1 protein-coding gene is annotated in these 1,696 nt (G+C 67.3%); it reads left to right on the top strand.

From position 1 onward, the window contains the following. Positions 1 to 1,696 (top strand): efflux RND transporter permease subunit (locus I6U14_RS17885; RefSeq protein ID WP_296901205.1); only part of this gene is annotated, 1,696 nt, incomplete at both ends.

The following is a 1,696-nucleotide window of genomic DNA, read 5'->3' as shown; positions in this document are numbered from 1 at the left end:
CGGCCTCCCCGCAAGTCAACACTCAGAACCGGTTCTCTCAGGCCCGTGCACTTCTGCCACAGGAGGTACAAGCGCTCGGCGTTACGGTGCAGGCGGAGTCCACCAACCTGCTGTTGGTGGTGACGGTCTACTCGCCGGACGAGTCCCGGGATTCGCTCTTCCTGTCCAACTTCGCCACCATCAATGTGCAGGACGAGCTTGCCCGCATCGACGGCGTCGGCGAGGCGACTCAGTTCGGGCCTGAGAACTACTCCATGCGGATCTGGCTGGATGCGGACAAGATGGCCGCACTCGGCATCGCACCGCAGGACGTGGTGAACGCCATCCAGCAGCAGAATATCCAGGCGGCGCTCGGACAGGTGGGCGGCCCGCCCATTCCGGACGATCAGGCCTTCCAGTACACCATCGTTGCGAAGGGCCAGCTGCAGGAGCCGGATGAGTTCGCGCAGATCGTGGTTCGCACAGGGGCGGACGGCGGCATCGTGCGGGTCAGCGACATCGCCCGGGTGGAGCTGGGCGCCGAGTCCTACAGCAGCACCAGCCGCTTCAATGGCCAGCCCACGGCGGCCATCGCCATCTACCAGGCGCCCGGCGCCAATGCGCTGGATGTGGCAGAGCGCGTGCGCGCGGAGCTTGCGCGCCTTGAGCAGCGCTTTCCCGACGGCGTCGCTGCCCAGGTGATGTACGACTCTACCAAGTTCGTCGAGGCGTCCATCGAGGAGATCATCTTCACGCTCGCCATCACCTCGGTGATTGTGCTGCTGGTGGTGTACATCTTCCTGCAGGACCTGCGGGCGACCATCGTGCCGGCGGTGACCATTCCGGTGTCGCTGATCGGCGTCTTCGTCGTGCTGCTGGCGGCGGGCTTCTCGGCCAACACCATCAGCCTATTCGCCGTGGTGCTGGCTATCGGACTGGTGGTAGACGATGCCATCGTGGTGGTGGAGAACGTCCAGCGCATCATGGCGGAGGAGGGGCTCGACCGGCGTGCGGCGACCCTAAAGGCCATGCGGCAGGTGACGGGGCCCATCATCTCCACCACGCTGGTGCTCTTCGCCATCTTCGCACCCGTGGCCTTCCTGCCCGGCATCTCCGGCGAGCTGTTCCGGCAGTTCGCGGTGACCATCTCCGCGGCGGTGGCGCTCTCTGCCGTCAATGCACTGACGCTCTCGCCGGTGCTGACGTCCTTGTTCCTCGGTGAGCCCAAGGCGCCCAAGCGCGGGCCCTTCGCCTGGTTCAACCAGGGCCTGGACAAGGCCCGCGGCGGCTATGTCTCCGTTGCTGGGCTGCTCGCCCGCCGCGCGGTGCTGGCGGGGGTGCTGGTGGTGGCCGTGGGCGGCGCGGCGGTGCTGGTGCTGGATCGGCTTCCGGGCGGCTTCCTGCCGAACGAGGATCAAGGTGTGCTGTTCGCGGACGTTAGCCTGCCGAGCGCCGCATCGTTACCGCGCACCGAGGAGCTGGTCGGCAAGCTGCGGGAGATCGCCGAGCAGACAGACGGCGTTGCGGACGTGCTCACGGTGGCGGGCTACAGCCTGCTCACCAGCGCGCCGTCGTCCAATGCGGCGCTGGCGGTGCTGGTACTGGAGCCCTGGGATGAGCGCACCACGCCGCAGACGCGGCTGCGCGGGCTGTACCAGAACCTCAAGGGCCGGCTGGACCAGATCCCGTGCGCCAAGGTGCTGTGGTTCCCCCCGCC

It is taken from the genome of Thiohalocapsa sp., from assembly GCF_019695415.1.
Classification (GTDB): domain Bacteria; phylum Pseudomonadota; class Gammaproteobacteria; order Chromatiales; family Chromatiaceae; genus Thiohalocapsa.
This window is presented reverse-complemented; position numbering and strand designations above follow the sequence as displayed.